The sequence below is a fragment of the Bacillus sp. PSXD-155 genome, assembly GCF_049310765.1.
In the GTDB taxonomy this organism is placed as follows: Bacteria; Bacillota; Bacilli; order Bacillales; family Bacillaceae_G; genus Bacillus_A; species Bacillus_A cereus.
The window spans coordinates 65,357-80,215 of sequence record NZ_JBMOWC010000015.1 but is presented as its reverse complement, the minus strand read 5'-3'; the positions used below and the strand labels follow the sequence as shown (position 1 = coordinate 80,215).

Below are 14,859 nucleotides of genomic sequence, written 5' to 3'. Positions count from 1 at the left end.
TAGTTTTATACTAGCTTTTTTACATAATAAATCATTTATTTCCCATGCAATTTATAACTGTCTTCCACTCTATGTCCGTAAGGTGTAATGACTCAAATGCAAAAAAATCTTCGCAAATTTTTCCGATCAAGTGTGGATGTTCCCTCAAAAAATTCCACTGTAACGCTTTAGGAAGAAAATATGTTTCATATTCTTTACTTCCCCTTACTACCTCATCTACTTCTCTTTCACAAATTCCTCTTATTAAATAATCATTTCTTAACTCTATTTGAATTTGTTGAAATGTATCGCTGCATTTTTTCAATTGAAGTAAACACGTAATATACTTTCGAAAAAGTTCGTTATCATACTGACAACAGTTTATAATACGATCGACTTCATTCATAATGTACGAGCCTTTTCTTCTATTTGTAATAACCATTTTTCGCGCTTTGATACTTTACTCCTTTTCACAGATTGAAACACTGACCGTTTTATATCACGAATGCCACAAAAACGTAAAACACCTCTCTTCATCATAATCCAATCTGCTGATCGATATAACAATGCGACGTACCATAGAGGCGAGTCTAACGTATTAATAACCCACGCTTTTTTCCCTTGCAATAATCCTTTCGGCAGAGCCCCTTCATATTTATAAGCAAATCCAGCTACGAAAATACGGTCAATAAAACCTTTTAAAATAGCTGGCATCCCCCACCACCATATCGGATATATAAAGAGAAGTGTATCTGCTTCTTCCACTAATTTTCTATACCGCGCTGTCTCTTCTTCATTTATTAAATCACGTCTTTTCTTCTCTTCATTGAATACAAGTACCGGATCAAATTGTTCCTTGTATAAATCAAGCAACGTAACCGAATGATTTGTTTCCTGTAGCCCTTTTTGCACATGCTCTAAAATTGCCCCGTTAAAACTTGAAGGATTAGGATGAGCGTATATAATCAGTACGTTCACTACAAAACAACTCCCTCTATCGTTAAAGTTACCCCTTCTTTAATAACTTCTCTACAATTTGTACGTTTTTCGAACTTTGCAACAGTCGATTTAATACAGTAAGTAACTCTTCTTTTTCTAAATCTTTCAGTTTCTCTTTAACTGCACTCTCACCAGCACCTTGAATATCATAAACAACTGCCGCCATATGTTTACAATAATTTTCATACGGACATTCGCAACTACTTTTTGAAAAATCTTCGAGATCGATAACTACTTCATAATTCCCTGCATTTCCAGTAACGAAAGCAAACACTTTGTTATCTTGTATTTCAACATCTTCTACATGTCCATCTTCATAATATTCATTTCCCTTATCTACAACGTACTTTGGGATCCATTTCGTTATATCTTTTAATAAGTAAGCGTACATAATTGTACCCCTTCCTTTAATTCCCTTTTGACTTCCAAAACCCTGCATGTTATTCTAAGAACTGTTAAATAGCAAGTCTATTTTGCAAAACGACTGACACCTATTCGGCGAAGGTGTCTCTTTTCATTTGCAGCCGATACGAATTGCCTCTTTCAGGCACATTCAATTTTTGACACTACACACTCAACACCATTCCCTGTATCAGGCTGCTTAAGCAGTCTTTTACTCTACATACTCCGTTATTTTAAAAAAAAGAGAGCTTAGCTCCCTTTTCTCGCCTTATAAAATACCCCTTTTTCAGTATAGAGATATTCATCAGCTAATGTAATTTTCCCATCCAGTTTCAGTTCATCTAATAGTCTTGATAAATAAAATTGATGTAACATCTTTTTCGTGAATTTTCCTTCATGATGCGAAACGATATGTTCTTGAATATCTAACAATGATATTGGCTTATCTTGCTCTATCATATATTCATAAACTGTACTACGCAGTTTTACGTATTTTTCGAGTGTCACAGCAATGCGCAACCCCTTTCTTCTTAAGATAAATTTTCGTAATCGGTTTTTTTGCAACAAAAAAACCTCTCCGATAAGAAGAAGTTACGTATATATCTTCGTCTTATCTCCCAGAACAAATATGTTCTGCTGGAATTAGCACCTGCATCGCGGTTGCTGGGTTTCATCGGGCCAGTCCCTCCACCTCTCTGGATAAGAAAATATTCACTTAATTCTTACTATACGTAATTTCATTTTAATTGTCAAACAAATATAACAAATAATATTTTCTTCTTTACTGTTCATACTATACATATATGAATATGCAAGGAGGATTATGAAATGCATCAAAATGCTCGCGGATATGTACAAGATTCTTTTCAATCATTACAAGAAGCAAAACATTGTTTAGAAGAAGCACTACAGACTGTTGAAAAAGATTTTAATCGCGCTCGTATTGAGCAATCCCTTTATGCGATCGAACAAGCTATTCAACGCTGCGATTACACCGTTCACATTTTAGAACAAGATTGAAAAAACTTCCCATCATAAGGTGGGAAGTTTTTTCAAATGGCATACTTCATAATTATTGCCGTTATGATTAAAAAATATACAGAATTCACAATTTCTAAAACCCCTACTTTTATAATAGAAATTTTTTTGCCATACAATATAATGGCTCGAATGACACTTGGTATAAAAATAAGGGAGCACCACGGATTAATTGCAAATACAATGATTGTTAATAGAATATGATAACCCCAAGATATAAAACGATACTTCGGATTATTTTTCTCACGTATCATCGTTTTCACATAAAACGTACTACCTAAAAAGTATAAGAATGAAATAAGTGCAATGAATAATGCTGTATGATCGATTTGTTTCATTGAAAAATAATAACTAATTAACCCACCAACACAAAACACAATGATCGCACAAATATCATTTAATAGTGCCCTTTCATTTTTTTGACGAGCATAATGCATATTTACTATAAATAGTGGAATCATGACTATTACGAATAAAAGAATGCGCCATTCATATAATAGAGAAATCATCCCAAATACGAACGCAATAATAAAATATACAATTGAAGCATGTAAATACTCTTTTTTTCGTTTTTGTTTTATGTACATAAGGAATGGATACGTAGCTAAATAGATAAAGAACCAAGCTATAAACAATGGAATGTGATATATAGTAGGTTTTCCAAGTATGACACTTAATAGAAATGGTATAGCAAGCATCGCCCATGCACCATGTTGCTTCGGAATAACTAACTTCATTAACTATACACCTCCCTTTTGAAAATAGTTCTCACCTATTATTATACAAATAATTTTATATAGTAACGGATATATATTGGACTATTTTTTGACAATAAAAAATGCTCCTTACAATATGTAAGAAGCATGAAAGAGGCAAACGAATATGTAAGTCGCGACCCTACCTTATATGAGTATGCTTTTCTATGCTATGTTATGCTTATCTAATATACCGTATTTCTTTTTAAATCTTGTGAGAATCGTAATCCAAGAAGTACTAAATAATAGTAAGAAGACAACATTCGAAATTGCATGGCTCAAATCGAAATAAAAACTTGCGATGTAATACGAAATGACTGTTTCCCACGTTGCCTCTCTTATAAAACCGAGAAGTCCCCAGAAATTCATAATCCAGCCAAATAAAAATCCAACAAACAATCCGTACAGGAGTCTTCCCCATAGCTTTTTCATTAAAAATGTATTACGCAATAATCCAGCTATAAAACCAATCATACCCCATGAAAACATTTGCCACGGCGTCCACGGACCTTGCCCTAAAAAGATGTTAGACACAATCGCTGCTGTTGCACCGATCATAAAACCCGCTTCACTTCCAAACACAATTGCAGAAACGATAATAACAAAAGAAGTTGGTTGTACACTCGGTAAAATAGAAAATGGTACGCGGCTAACTGCTGCAATTGCCGCTAATACAGCAACGAGAACAATTTCACGTGAAACAAACGCCTTCCTTTCAAAACGGATATAGAAAGGTAACATAATAACAACTAATAAAAACAAACTACTTAACATGTAATAACCGTCCATAATAAGTGTAGTAAAGAGTAATGTGCCTATTATTACTGCAAAAATACATATTATGAATGCAACATATCGTTTGGACACGCTTCGTACACATCCTCCCACGTTAATGCATATGGCAATTCTTTTCGAATGAATCGGTTAATAGATGTTGTATAAAAGAAGTTACCACTAAAAAATTCTTTCGGTGCATCATTCATAATGACTGCTCCATCAAATAACATCATACATCGATCCACGTATTTCGCTGCAAACTCAATGTCATGCGTTGCCATTACAATTGTTGTACCTTCTTTTTGCAGCTCCCTAAATAGTTCTCCTACTCTTTCTTTCTTCCATGGATCTAACCCCTTTGTCGGTTCATCAAGTAATAATAGCGTTGGCTTTGATAATAACGTTGTACATAATGCAAGAAGTTGTTGCTCTCCTCCGCTACAATCATGCGGATGGCGTTCTTTAAGCGAATACAACCAAAACTGTTTTAGCGTATCTTCTGCTATTTCTTTTCCTTGTTCTCCATATAATTCACGTGCACGTTCATACACCTCATCCCACACTGTATCAAATGTAAAATGATAATATGGATGCTGCGATACATACCCAATACTTTTAAACCGTTCTTTCGAATCGATTTTATGTATCACTTTCCCGTTCCACTTTACTTTCCCTCTTCTCGCTTTTTGTAATCCTGCTAAAATCGTTAACAGTGTAGACTTACCTGTACCGTTCTTCCCAACGAGCGCTACCCATTTTCCTTTTTCAATCGAAACTGATAAATCACGTAAAATAAGCGGACTATTTTTTTCGTACTGGAACGAAATATGCTCTGCGCTTAAAATTACCTCTTGCTTTTCACTTTGTGCTATTGGCTCATTTACATATGATATCGCTGAAAAATTATTCATTTTCATTTGCGCCTCTCGCACCGTAAACGGAATATCTCTCACATTCCACTCTAAAAATAGCCTTGGAATTTGCGGAATAAATGGACGGAACTTTTCTACTTCCCACATGTTCGCTACAACCGCTTTCGGACTACCGTCATACACGATTCGGCCGTTATTCATACAAATCACGCGCGTTGCAAGTGGTATCACTTCATCTAAACGATGTTCACTTAAAACAATCGTAATTCCAAGTTCTTCATTAATACGCTTTAACAATCCTAAAAACTCTTTCGCAGCAATTGGATCTAATTGTGCTGTCGGTTCATCTAATAATAATAACTTCGGCTGCATAACTAATACCGCAGCTAAATTAACAAGTTGCTTTTGCCCACCAGATAACGTGTGAACAGATTGATGCAATAAATCTTGAAATCCTAAAAAGCTAATAAGCTCTGCTATTCGTTTTTGAATAATATGTGATGGTAACCCAATATTTTCTAAAGAAAATGCTAATTCTTGAATAACTGTATCCATTACGAGTTGATTTTCTGGATTTTGAAATACCATACCAATTTCTTGAGCAGATAACAAATCAGGTACATTTTCTAATAAAGTACCATCATAATATGTATCCCCAGTACGCTTACCAATTGGAAGTAATTCTTTTTTAAAATGTTTTAATAAAGTCGTCTTCCCGGATCCTGATCCGCCGGCAAGTGCAATAAACTCTCCTTTTTGAACAGAAAGAGAAATATGCTGTAACGCTTTTTCGTTTTCATCAGCATATACAAATGATAAATTGTTTATTTCTGCATGCGCCACCATAACCATTCCCTTCCTTCCATTATAATTGGTAAACTAATAAACATCGTAAATACGATAAACATCATCCCATCGTATTGCTGAAATAAAATAGATTCGACTTTCGGATAAATGATTAACTTTCCTCCGCCATACGTACTACATATGATAGCAATTATAAATAGAATACTTAAATAACTGAGCGTATACCAATCTCGTTTTTCCATTCTATAGCGAATATATGTCGTACGTTTCGTTACACCAAATCCACGAGCTTGCATAGAATCTGCCGTTTGCAGTGCATCTTCCAATGAACAAATTAATAATACTTGCAGCAATTGCATACCATTTTTGACGCGTTCAATTATCGAACCTGAATCTACCTGCACACCTTTCGTCTTTTGAACGAGTGTGATTTTCTTTAATCGCCTTATAAACAAAGGAACAAATCTCACTGTAATCATCGTTAACAATGCAACTTTCGGTGAAATTCTTGAAAATAAATATAAAAATTTATGACTGGAAATAATATCATTGTATGACGCAAACGTAAACATAACTGCAACTAGTAATAACCCCATTACTATTCCAAACATAATCGCCTCAAGCTTAATACGGCTATCACCTAACCAAAATAACGTAGTTCGACCTCTATGCGTTAATAACGAATTAAATAAAATTACCATAAAGAAGAAAACAATTGTGCTCGGTAGCATCTTTCTTATCTTTTCGCTATTTCCTTGCATCACATTTAACATAATAATTAATACTATTGCTCCAATTAAAAAAAGAGGATGAAGACACATCATACATAGTATCATCACCCCGATATAATAGAAAAAATTCACAAAAGGATGTAAAGAAGAAAAACTTATTTTCATAGCCCTTTACCGAATGCCTTTCTTATTGTAATACGTATACCCACTCAATTGTATCTCCTGGTTTTACCGTAGCTACACCAGCACTATGGTTTGGAAAAGCACCGTTCACACGATATTTCCATCCACTAGTATCCGAAATATCTTTTTCATATAAATCATTAATACCTTTTACATAAATACTATCTCTAGATCCGCTTGCATCAACATCTAATCCTGTACGTTGTAATACTTTATACACAGTATCGCCATCTTGTACATCCATCTTTTTCGCACCCATTATATATCCGTTATTTCCTTTTACCGAGATTGTTACTTGTTTTGCTTTAGGTACTGGTGGTACTGGTGGTACTGGTGGTGGCACTGGGTTTGGTGGTGGTACCGGTGTTGGTGGAGCTGGTACACTATTGTTCTCTTCTGACTTTGTCTTTTGCTCCTGCTTCGGTGTTTCTTTCGGCTGATTCACAACCTTTGCTTCTTCTTTTACTTCTGGTGCTTTCGGTTGTTGTTTCTCTTCTTGTGCTTGTTGCTGCTCTGGTTGCTTATTTACAGCCGGCTGTTCTTTCGGTTGTTCCTGTTGTTTCTCTTCTTTCTTTACCTCTGGTTGTGCCTGCGGCTTTTCCTCTTTCGGCTTCTCTTCTACTTTTTGTTCTTGTTTCTCTTTCTGCTCTTCTTGCTGCTTTTGCTCTGATTCAGCTTGCTTTTCTTCTGTTTTTTCTTCCGGCTTCGCTTCATCTTTTTGTTCTTCTTGTTTCGCTACCTCTTCTTGCTTCGGTTCTACCTTCTTCTCAGGCTTTACAGCTGCCTCTTCACATCCGGCAAGTAGCCCAAGCGAAAGCAGTAAAGAAATGAACCATTTCACCTTACTCATCCTATCTCTCACCTTTCATACGAAAATTAGGAGCAAATAATTGCTCCTAATTTTTTGTTAAGCTGCTTTACGTCTCCATAATACATATGCAGAAGCAATACATAATACACCCATACCTACTTCTGTTGCTGCACTATGAGAAGATGCTCCTGTTTTTGGTAGACTGTTACCGTTTCCGATTTTTTTATTCTTAACCGGTTCGTTATCTGCAACTACTTTTAGATTTTCATCTTTTGTTTCTTGTTGTACTTGGTTTTGTTCTTTCGGTTCTTCAGTAACTTCTTTTTCTACTACATTATTTTCTGGTTCAACGACCTTTTCTGGCTCTTCAATCGGTTTTGGCTTAATTACATCACCAGCGTCTACATTAGACCAATCATAAATAGATTTTCCCATTTCCTTAAATTGAAGTAATGCTAAAAGAGCCTGTTCTGTAGCCATTCCGTTACCATTTTGATCACTTGGTAACCATTTAAATTCACCATTTGAAAGTTGATATGATAATAGGTTTTGCATTGCCTTATGAAGACGATTTTGATCTACATCTTTAACAAGCGATAATCCAATAATTGCTTGCGCAGTACTATTTGAATTTTCTTGTCCATCAGCTGAAAAACCGCCATTTTGCAGCTGTTCGTTATATAAATACGCAACAGCTTTTTGTATAGCTGGTTTCACATCTGATCGCTCTTGATAAGGAGCTAATGCTGATAAAACCATACCTGTTACATCAACGCTACTAGCATTATCTTTACTACCTGAACTATTATAAGTCCATCCACCGTCTGTATGCTGATTATTTAACAGTGCTTCCACTAGAGCAACTCTGTTCCATTTTGATTCAACTGGAATCTCATACTTCTTCGTATCAAATGCAAGTAAAGCAAATGCATAACCTGTAACAGAATTCACTTTATCTGACTCATACAATTTTTGAACTAAATTATGTCCACCTACATTTTTAGGGTCTGCACTCATTGCATTCATCATAATAATTGTTCTAGCTAAATCTGTCGCTGAAAAACGATTAATGCGCTTTTCTACTTTTTCAGTTACTGACTTAACATAATTTAATTTTGCCTCAATTGGCACATTCTTTCCAGAACGAGAAAGCGCTACAGCTACCCAATCACTTTCAATTCCATCTTGTAACATCTTGTCTGATGTTTTAGAAATGGCTTCATTTAATTGTGCACTTGAAACTTGAATGTTCTCTTGCTGTGGTTGTTCTGGTTTTTTCCCATCTGGCGTTTTACCGTCTTGATCACCTTGGTTTTTCTCATCTGGCGTTTTACTGTCTTGGTCACCTTGGTTTTTCCCATCTGGTTTTTCACCGTCTTGATCACCTTGGTTTTTCCCATCTGGTTTTTCACCGTCTTGATCACCTTGGTTTTTCCCATCTGGCGTTTTACCGTCTTGGTCACCTTGATTTTTCCCATCTGGTGTTTTACCGTCTTGACCTTCTGGTTTTGGTTCTTCTGTTTTGCCACCGTTAGGTTCTTCTGTTTTACACGTTCCGAACTTATCTAGCGTTTCTTTCAATGTTTCCTGGCTTATATTGCTCCAGTCTGAAACAAAACGAAAGACAACAACGTCTCCAGATTTTAATTTATAACTATCTGCTCCGACTTCTGCAGACTTATCATTTACATCATACAGCCAAGCACTTGTAGCCCCGGCCATTAAACCATCGATGCCTTTTACATATGTTCCAAACGACATCGTTTCAGATTCTACCTTGTCCCCCATGACCTTTTGCAGCAAACTTAAAGCTGTTTCCCCATCTTTAATTTGCTCTTCTTTCGGACATAACATAATGCCTTTTTGTGATTCCCCAATAATTGCAAGTTTTGCTGTATTTCCTTCAGCAAACGTAATATGTACTGTATTCGCAAAAGAAACAAATACAAGTGTCACTGCCATTAAAGACGTAAGCAGCCATTTTTTCAACATTGCCATCCCAAAATTTCCTCCCTTACTACCATTTACACAAAAAAAGGCCCTTCAAGGGCGTGCGATTGACACTCTCTTTTTGTAAGTGTCGAACAAAAATGTACAACACCTCCTACCCGCATTATTCGCGGCTATATTTGTATAGGAAAAATAATTTTGTTTATGAACGTATCATTGTGATAACATTCACTTTTCTTGGCACAACTTAATTCCATTTAAGTTATCGTAAAACGATAAACCTATACATTCTGTAAATTATAAATTTCTGTATTATTTTACTATTGACAAAGAATTTTGTCCATGCTTTATCGGATTTATTTTCTAAGAATAGTAACTTACTAACCTTTAACAATGTAAACTCTTTTCACTAATAATGACGCCATCTTCATCCGCATAGACATATTCATTTGGATTCCAATCCACTTTTCCAAAGTGCAATGAAATATTTCGTTCTCCTTTTCCTTCTTTCACACTTCTATTTGGCATCGTTCCTAACGCTAAAATACCAATATTAATATTCTTTAGTTCACTAGAATCACGAACATATCCATTCACAATAATTCCTGCTAGCTTTCTTTCTTCTGCAATAGCTGCCAAATTATCACCGAGTAACGCACAATTAGTAGACGCTCCGCCATCAACAACTAATACTGTTCCTTCTGGTAATGTTTGCAATCCTTCCTTCACTAGTACATTATCATCTTTCACTTTTACAGTTGCAATTTTTCCGTAGAATTGTTCTTTCTTCCCAAAAGACCGAAAAGACTGGCGACATATTTGTAATTCCTTTTCAAATTCATCACATAGATCAGTAGTTTTCCACATCTTGTTCCCTCTTTTCCTTTTTCTTTCTACATAACATATTCTTGGCTTATTATCGTTTCCCTGTCTAATATTGCAATAATTTGTATGTGCGGGAAAAGGATACAAAAACTATTGCCTTAAGAAGCTACCTTTATTATAATCTATTTCACAGATTAAATTCAGAATATTAAAAATTAACCTAGTGAAGAAGGAGGGATTTTATGCAAATACAAACTGAGGCAAAAAAACAACCTAGTAAACAAAAGTTTAAAATGCCTGATGCGTACGTACTACTATTTTTTATTGCCTTACTTTGCGCCATTGCTACGTATTTCGTTCCCGCTGGAGAATTTAAAAGGGTTACAAATGGAACCGTTACAACGACAATACCGGGAAGCTACCATTCTGTTCCACAATCACCTGTAGGATTTGTTTCTTTTTTTACCGCTATTGAAAAAGGAATGACACTTGCTGCTCCTATTATCTTTCTAATTTTATTTACAGGTGGAGCCATTGCAATTCTTGAAAAGACAGGTGCCCTTGACGGTTTAATCTATCATGTTATTAACAAATTTCGTAATCAGCAATTACTTTTCATATGTATTGTCGCCGCACTCTTTTCCATTCTCGGAACGACTGGCATTATCGTTAACTCAGTTATCGGCTTTATCCCTATCGGCATCATCGTTGCCCGCACATTAAAATGGGACGCTATCGTTGGCGTAGCAATTATTTATTTAGGCACTTATGCTGGTTTTAATGCTACTATTTTATCCCCCTCACCTTTAGGCATTTCACAAAAGATCGCAGAACTTCCGATGTTTTCGGGAATTGGTTTACGCACAGCAATTTATATATCTTTTTTACTTGCTACCATTCTATATATAAATTGGTATATAAAGCGCTTGAAAAAATCCAATAAAGGAAGCATTCTTGGCGACAACTGGTTTCCAAGTAACGCTCTTTCAAGCGAAAAAGAAACAGAGAAAAAAGAAGTTCCTTGGACGATACGTCATAAATTAATTTTACTCGTTTCAGCTTTATCTTTAATTTCATTTTTAATAGGCGCTTTTCGTCTACATTGGACGGACGCAGAAATGACTGCTACTTTTATTTTCATAGCAATTACAGCAGGAATAATAGGTGGTATGAAAGCAAACGATATCGCTTCTACTTTTCTAGCAGGTTGCCAAAATCTCATATACGGTGCCTTAATCGTCGGAATGGCTCGTTGTATCTCAGTCATTTTAGAACAAGGCAAATTACTTGATACTATCGTTAACCAGCTCGCACAGTCTCTTGAAGGACAAAGCCCTGTATTTGGCGTTATCGGTATGTACGTAAGTAGTGCTGCATTACATTTCCTTATTTCATCCGGGACAGGAGAATCGGTTATTTTTATTCCGATATTAGCTCCATTAGCTGATTTCATGCACATTACACGCCAAGTTACAGTACAGGCTGTTATGCTTGGGGAAGGTGTAGTAAACTGCTTAAATCCAACTTCTGGTGTTTTAATGGGCGTTCTCGCAGCGAGCGGGATTTCTTATGGAAAATGGATTCGTTTCATGGCTCCACTTGCACTCATTTGGTTTATCATTGGACTTGTTTTTCTTATTATTGGGGTGAATATTGAGTGGGGACCGTACTAAAATACCCATATATAATTAACTTGATAAAATATCTATCCTATTCTCCTCTTCAATCCTATAAAAATCATTTATTCTAGTAAAAATATAAGAAGGGATTGATCATAATAATCAATCCCTTCTATCAAAATATAATACCTTTAAAAATCTTAGTTCCAAATTTTATTTACCCATTCAGGATGATCAATAAAAGGATTGCGGTTATGTTGATATTTTGTAAAAATCACTTCATTACGCTTTCGCTCTAAATCATCGACCGGGTCTTGTTCATTCCATTTTAATAAAACCGATAGTTTCCCCATGTATGGATCTTTATTGTTATTCACTTTTTCATTTAGTTCTAAATCTATTTCGCCGTTGTCCCCCTCGTAACGAACAGCCATATAAAACAGCATTCTAGCAATATCTCCTTTTACACTATCACGAGGTTCCCAAGAATCACTATCATATTTACATTCTGTCGCTTCAGAATGATTCACACCACCATTATCAAAATCTAAATTCCCTCGTGAACTATTTACAGATACATCCGTCGCTCTTAAATGATGTAGATCTGTTCCAGGTCCTGCAGTCGTTCCAAAGTCACCGTGAGATTTTGCCCAAACATGCTCACGGTTCCAGTTATTTACTCCTGATCCATTCGTAAGCTTCCCTTGCGAACGACCAGTATATAAGAGTATCACATTATTTTTATTATTTGGATCTTCATCAGTATCTCTTAGTGCTTCCCAAACCGCACTGTATGATAACTTTGTATGATTATCAATAATATTATGCAGTTCCTTCTTTAATTCTAAGCCCGTTTTTCCTATTGCGTTATTATAATATGTATCGTCATAACTTTTTACAATAATCTCTTGTGCTGATGCAGAAGCTACTTCACCGTGTATAGTATCTGTGAATGATAGAGATGCAGAACCTAAAATAAAAAATGAAGATAGTGTAATCATAGCAATCTTTGTATTTCGAAACTTCATATACCCATTCCCCTTTAAAATATAATTTGAAGCTACTAACTAAAAAATACTTTCTCCCCCCAAAACTTTTAGAAACCCATACCCACCCTTTTCTTTTTATTTAATACAAGACTCTATCCAGTCTGTATCACTTCTAAACTTTTTGTTTATTCACATTCCAAACAATTTCACTTTTTACAAGGAATATCCTTTTCTTATAAAGATTATTAACATATTCTTTACAACTAAAAAGTAGTTTAATATTAACTTATAAATTTAAATTTATTTATGCAATAATGCATATTTGATAAATACTTTAAAAAACAGTTTGAATAAAAAGCATTCAAAGAAAACCGTGCCACAAAACAGATACGGTCTAAGACAGAAATAATAAAAATCAAGATGCTAGCTCGACTCTTCCCTTTTCCATAACTGTCTTTATTTTTGTGTAAAACCTTTCTTTCTCTGAATAATACGTACAAAAATAGATTGGATACCATGTAGGCACCAATCTATTTTAATTAAAGAAACTGTGTCAATTCTGAGTTCACAACACGTTGTGCAGTAATAATAACATTTTCAGCTGTTAGTCCATAAACACTATATAGTCCACCAGGTTGATTAGGAACAATTTGAACTTCATATTCAAATGCTTGTCCAAGAGCAGGATGAACTAAGCTTAGAGTTGCAAAAGTAGAAGCATTAGAATTCACATTGAAGTTTACCTGTTCAATTAATACTAATGAACCGTCAAGTCTAAAAACTCTAGCTACTCCAGTAAGTGGGCCCGCAGTACGGTTAAGGATCTTCACCCTAACTTTATTTGCATTAGCAGGTTGATTTCCTACGTTTTCAATTGGTCCTGTAGTAAGAGCCATATAACATCACCTCCATTATATTATTATTATATTCAATGATAAGCATTAATGTTATAGTCTAATTACCCAATTTATTTAAAATAAAATAATGTTCGTTTTTATCTCGTTAATTAATAAAAACGAACATTTTATAATGAATGAATTCGCAAAAAAAATAAATTCATATACTAAACTAAATCAACCTACAACAACCGTTTTTTTTACAGACAATTACTCTTCCTTCCGACTTCCTCACTTTCGCCTAATATTGAGCCGGGAATCTTACTACCCGCATGTTGCGAGTTAAAATGTGTATCCAGCCAATTCACAATTATTTCTTCCAACTCTGGATGAAGTGGCTTTCTTGCCCCTTCTTCATAATTCTTTTTAAAATCTAATGCTTTAAACTCACCTTCAAAAACTTTCAAACTATGATCCATATTTTTTATTACATGTACTTCAGAATCACCCTTCACATAATCACCGATCCGCTTCGCTCTTTCAGGATCAGCCTGAATATCTTTATCACCAGCGATTGCTAATACCGGGCACGTTACTTTCATTAAATCTTTATAAATGTCATGCTGAAAATGCTCTCTAAACCACTTTGCGTTCATCGGTTTAAAACCAACTTTAATCGTATCTTTTTCTGTATTCATCATTTTCTCTTTTATTTTTTCCATTTGCTTCTCTCCACGTTTCTCTACATTGAGAAGGCGCATTAGTTTTCCTTTTATTCCTTTCTGCTCCTTTAGTTCTTTATATGCAATTTCCCTTTGTCTTTTCGTAGCCTCTTCTAATGATTCCGCAGCCCCTGTAAGAAGGATAAGCCCATTAACTGGTGTTCTTGCATTTACTACTGTTGCCAACATACATCCTTCACTATGACCAGCTAAAATGATATTTTCTGGATCAACAAATGGTTGTTCTTTTAAATACGTAATCGTAGACTCTATATCACTAACTAAATCCCACATTCCAGTCTTCAGAAATTCTCCATCACTCTTTCCTACTCCGCGCTTATCAAAGCGGAGCGTCACTACACCCAACCCCGCTATTACATGCGCTAAATCTTTATATATGTTCGCCTCAAGCTTTAGCGGTACGATCGTTCCATCACGATCAATCTCTCCAGATCCCGCGATAATGACAACAGCCGCATACTTCCCATCAGCTTTTGGCTTTGTAATCGTACCTTGTAAAGTACACTCACTATTGATCGCTACTTCATATTCATCAAAAGTCAT

16 protein-coding genes and 1 riboswitch are annotated in these 14,859 nt (G+C 35.3%); of the genes, 2 read left to right on the top strand and 14 right to left on the bottom strand.

The window, feature by feature from the left end; all coding sequences use genetic code 11:
- Window positions 1–31: 31 nt before the first annotated feature.
- The 4 genes from ACO6VI_RS17825 to ACO6VI_RS17810 all read right to left on the bottom strand — a co-directional run bounded on the left by ACO6VI_RS17825 (window position 32) and on the right by ACO6VI_RS17810 (window position 1,947).
- Complete coding sequence (locus tag ACO6VI_RS17825; RefSeq protein WP_120460013.1) at window positions 32–385, bottom strand: type I restriction-modification system subunit M N-terminal domain-containing protein; 354 nt, start codon at window positions 383–385, stop codon at window positions 32–34.
- Window positions 382–957, bottom strand: a complete 576-nt coding sequence (locus ACO6VI_RS17820) for an NAD(P)H-dependent oxidoreductase (RefSeq protein ID WP_078993945.1) — start codon at window positions 955–957, stop codon at window positions 382–384. Before ACO6VI_RS17820 ends, ACO6VI_RS17825 begins: the two co-directional genes overlap by 4 nt.
- A 28-nt stretch (window positions 958–985) precedes the next feature.
- Complete coding sequence (locus tag ACO6VI_RS17815) at window positions 986–1,369, bottom strand: SWIM zinc finger family protein (protein ID WP_088020600.1); 384 nt, start codon at window positions 1,367–1,369, stop codon at window positions 986–988.
- Between the two features lie 260 nt (window positions 1,370–1,629).
- Entirely contained in the window at window positions 1,630–1,947 is a 318-nt protein-coding gene (locus tag ACO6VI_RS17810; protein WP_002094089.1) for a hypothetical protein, read from the bottom strand.
- Window positions 1,948–1,987: 40 nt separating this feature from the next.
- Window positions 1,988–2,086, bottom strand: a riboswitch (SAM riboswitch).
- A gap of 122 nt (window positions 2,087–2,208) precedes the next feature.
- On the opposite strand from ACO6VI_RS17810, the gene ACO6VI_RS17805 reads away from it, so the two are divergent.
- On the top strand, window positions 2,209–2,400 hold the full coding sequence (locus tag ACO6VI_RS17805) for a hypothetical protein (protein WP_000554029.1): 192 nt from the start codon (window positions 2,209–2,211) through the stop codon (window positions 2,398–2,400).
- Between the two features lie 32 nt (window positions 2,401–2,432).
- Here ACO6VI_RS17805 and ACO6VI_RS17800 read toward each other — a convergent pair whose 3' ends face one another.
- From ACO6VI_RS17800 to rraA, 7 genes are all read right to left on the bottom strand, one after another.
- A complete protein-coding gene (locus ACO6VI_RS17800) occupies window positions 2,433–3,155 on the bottom strand; it encodes a YwiC-like family protein (protein ID WP_000779946.1) in 723 nt (240 codons plus the stop codon).
- 183 nt (window positions 3,156–3,338) lie between these two features.
- Window positions 3,339–4,040: an ECF transporter S component gene (locus tag ACO6VI_RS17795; protein WP_023522507.1), complete on the bottom strand. Its 702-nt coding sequence runs from the start codon at window positions 4,038–4,040 to the stop codon at window positions 3,339–3,341.
- Window positions 4,013–5,674, bottom strand: a complete 1,662-nt coding sequence (locus ACO6VI_RS17790) for an ABC transporter ATP-binding protein (RefSeq protein ID WP_043924685.1) — start codon at window positions 5,672–5,674, stop codon at window positions 4,013–4,015. Before ACO6VI_RS17790 ends, ACO6VI_RS17795 begins: the two co-directional genes overlap by 28 nt.
- Entirely contained in the window at window positions 5,647–6,525 is an 879-nt protein-coding gene (locus ACO6VI_RS17785; protein ID WP_015055161.1) for an energy-coupling factor transporter transmembrane component T, read from the bottom strand. Before ACO6VI_RS17785 ends, ACO6VI_RS17790 begins: the two co-directional genes overlap by 28 nt.
- A gap of 22 nt (window positions 6,526–6,547) precedes the next feature.
- Entirely contained in the window at window positions 6,548–7,393 is an 846-nt protein-coding gene (locus ACO6VI_RS17780) for a DUF4430 domain-containing protein (RefSeq protein WP_161519906.1), read from the bottom strand.
- Window positions 7,394–7,450: 57 nt separating this feature from the next.
- The gene (locus ACO6VI_RS17775; protein WP_063548010.1) at window positions 7,451–9,352 is read right to left on the bottom strand and encodes a DUF4430 domain-containing protein; all 1,902 of its coding nucleotides are present in this window, start codon (window positions 9,350–9,352) and stop codon (window positions 7,451–7,453) included.
- Between the two features lie 339 nt (window positions 9,353–9,691).
- Window positions 9,692–10,171, bottom strand: a complete 480-nt coding sequence (rraA, locus tag ACO6VI_RS17770; RefSeq protein WP_063548012.1) for a ribonuclease E activity regulator RraA — start codon at window positions 10,169–10,171, stop codon at window positions 9,692–9,694.
- 200 nt (window positions 10,172–10,371) lie between these two features.
- Between rraA and ACO6VI_RS17765 the strand changes: the two genes are divergently transcribed.
- Window positions 10,372–11,802, top strand: coding sequence for a YfcC family protein (locus tag ACO6VI_RS17765; RefSeq protein ID WP_063548014.1), 1,431 nt, complete (start codon window positions 10,372–10,374; stop codon window positions 11,800–11,802).
- A 146-nt stretch (window positions 11,803–11,948) separates the two neighbouring features.
- Here ACO6VI_RS17765 and ACO6VI_RS17760 read toward each other — a convergent pair whose 3' ends face one another.
- From ACO6VI_RS17760 to ACO6VI_RS17750, 3 genes are all read right to left on the bottom strand, one after another.
- Entirely contained in the window at window positions 11,949–12,776 is an 828-nt protein-coding gene (locus ACO6VI_RS17760; RefSeq protein ID WP_000672183.1) for an endonuclease I family protein, read from the bottom strand.
- A gap of 500 nt (window positions 12,777–13,276) precedes the next feature.
- The gene (locus ACO6VI_RS17755; protein WP_001229415.1) at window positions 13,277–13,633 is read right to left on the bottom strand and encodes a hypothetical protein; all 357 of its coding nucleotides are present in this window, start codon (window positions 13,631–13,633) and stop codon (window positions 13,277–13,279) included.
- Between the two features lie 200 nt (window positions 13,634–13,833).
- Window positions 13,834–14,859 (bottom strand): alpha/beta hydrolase family protein, encoded by a 1,026-nt coding sequence (locus ACO6VI_RS17750; protein WP_202626570.1) that lies wholly within the window; start codon window positions 14,857–14,859, stop codon window positions 13,834–13,836.